Below are 2,177 nucleotides of genomic sequence, written 5' to 3'. Positions count from 1 at the left end.
AAGAGCCAGGCGCGCTGGTTCTCGGTCCTCATGGTGCGCCTCCCGCCAGCCAGCCTTCCTCGTAGATGCGGGTCTGCTCCGGGGCGAAGACGAGATGCGCCGGGCCGGTCGCGACGAGGGCGTCTCCGGGGAGTAGCGCGTTGACGCGGGCGCCGGCTGCGAGGGCCTCGACCACGCGGTGGCGGCCGACGTCGGCGATGCGGATGACTTCCGCCGGGATGCCCGCGGATCCGAGAGAGACGAACTCGGGGCGGACGCCGAGCTCGGGGCGGCCGCGGCCGGTGGCGCGGTTGGCGGTGGCGATGGGGTGGCCGGCGAGGAAGGCGGTGCCGTCACGGGTCTCGCAGGGGAGGATGTTCATGCCGGGCGAGCCGATGAAGTGGCCGACGAAGGTGTGGGCGGGGCGCTCGAAGAGGTCGACGGGGGTGCCGACCTGGACGACCTCGCCCTCCTGCATGACGACGACCTGGTCGGCGAAGGTCAGGGCCTCGGTCTGGTCGTGGGTGACGTAGATCATGGTGGCGCCGACGCGGAGGTGCAGCTCCTTGAGCTTGGAGCGGAGCTTCCATTTCAGGTGGGGGTCGATGACGGTGAGCGGCTCGTCGAACATGATGACGTTGACGTCCTCGCGCACGAGGCCGCGGCCCATGGAGATCTTCTGCTTGTTGTCGGGGCTGAGGCCGGAAGCGCGGCGGGAGAGCATGGGGCCGAGCTCGAGGAGGTCGGCGATGGCGCGGACGCGGGCGTCGACGGCGGGCGCGGGGACGCCGCGGTTGCGGAGCGGGAAGGCCAGGTTGTCGTAGACGGTCATGGTGTCGTAGATGACCGGGAACTGGAAGACCTGGGCGATGTTGCGCTCGGTCGGGGCGAGGCGGGTGACGTCGCGGTCGTCGAAGAGGACCTGGCCCTCGGAGGGGACGATCAGGCCGGAGATGATATTGAGGAGCGTCGTCTTGCCGCAGCCGGAGGGGCCGAGCAGCGCGTAGGCGCCGCCGTTCTGCCATTCGAGGTCGATCGTCTTCAGCGCGTAGTCCTCGGGGCCGCGCGGGTGCGGGGTGTAGCTGTGGCGGAGGTCGCGCAGCGTGATGCGGGCCATCAGGCGGCCCTCCGGCCGTCGGCGGCGAAATAGAGGGCATGGGCGACGTCGAGCCAGAATTCCTGCGTGTCGCCGACGCGGTAGGGATGGACGCCGTTCGACTGGGCGACCCAGGTTGTGTCGCCGACGGCGAAGTGGGCGACGCTCTCCGACCCGGAGAGCTCGGTGATCTGGACGATGCCCTGGAGCGGCACTTCGTGCTCGCTGAGGCGGCGGGGGGTCACCAGGTGCGGGCGGAGGGCGAGGGTGTAGGGGCCGTCGGGGAGGGTTGCGGCGGCGCCGGTGGCGGACCAGCGGACGCGGTCGAGGAGGCGGATCTCGCCGTCGCGCTTCTCGACCGGGGCGGCGTTGATCGGCGGGTCGGAGAAGACGCGGGCGGTCTCGAGGCTGGAGGGGGCGCGGTAGACCTCGAGGGTGGGGCCGAACTGGGTGATGCGGCCGAGGGAGACGGTGGCGGTGTGGCCGCCGAGCAGGAGCGCCTCGTTGGGCTCGGAGGTGGCGTAGACGACGATGGCGCCGCGGCCGGCGAAGAGCGTGGGGAGCTGGTCGCGCAGCTCCTCGCGGAGCTTGTAGTCGAGGTTGGCGAGCGGTTCGTCGAGGAGGACGAGGCGGGTGTCCTTGACGATGGCGCGGGCGAGCGCGGTGCGCTGCTGCTGGCCGCCGGAGAGCTCCTGCGGGCGGCGGGAGAGCATCGGCGCGAGGTGGAGGAGCTCGGCGGTCTCGCGCACGCGGCGGTCGATCTCGGCGGCGGCGGTGCGGGTGACGCGGAGGGGGGAGGCGATGTTCTCGTAGACCGTGAGGTTGGGGTAGTTCACGAAGAACTGGTGCACGAGGCTGACGTTGCGCTTCTGCGGGCTGAGGTCGGTGACGTCGCGGCCCTCGAAGAGGATACGGCCCTGGGTGGGCTTTTCGAGGCCGGCGATCAGCTTGATCAGCGTGGTCTTGCCGGCGCCGGTCTCGCCGAGCAGGATGTTGAAGCCGTCGCTGGCGAGCGTGAGGCTCGTCTCATGGATGTGCGTCTCGGCGCCGACCCTCTTGCCGACGCCCCTGAGTTCGAGGCTCATGGTCGTCCTGTGCGGCG

2 protein-coding genes are annotated in these 2,177 nt (G+C 70.9%); both read right to left on the bottom strand.

What is annotated here, in order from left to right; genetic code table 11:
• Positions 1–28 precede the first annotated feature (28 nt).
• Positions 29–1,096 (bottom strand): ABC transporter ATP-binding protein, encoded by a 1,068-nt coding sequence (locus Q0112_RS02100; RefSeq protein WP_297970746.1) that lies wholly within the window; start codon positions 1,094–1,096, stop codon positions 29–31.
• Entirely contained in the window at positions 1,096–2,160 is a 1,065-nt protein-coding gene (locus Q0112_RS02095) for an ABC transporter ATP-binding protein (protein WP_297970749.1), read from the bottom strand. Before Q0112_RS02095 ends, Q0112_RS02100 begins: the two co-directional genes overlap by 1 nt.
• Between the last annotated feature and the right edge of the window lie 17 nt (positions 2,161–2,177).

Origin of the sequence: uncultured Amaricoccus sp., assembly GCF_937858865.1 — a bacterium.
GTDB lineage: Bacteria > Pseudomonadota > Alphaproteobacteria > Rhodobacterales > Rhodobacteraceae > Amaricoccus.
This window is presented reverse-complemented; position numbering and strand designations above follow the sequence as displayed.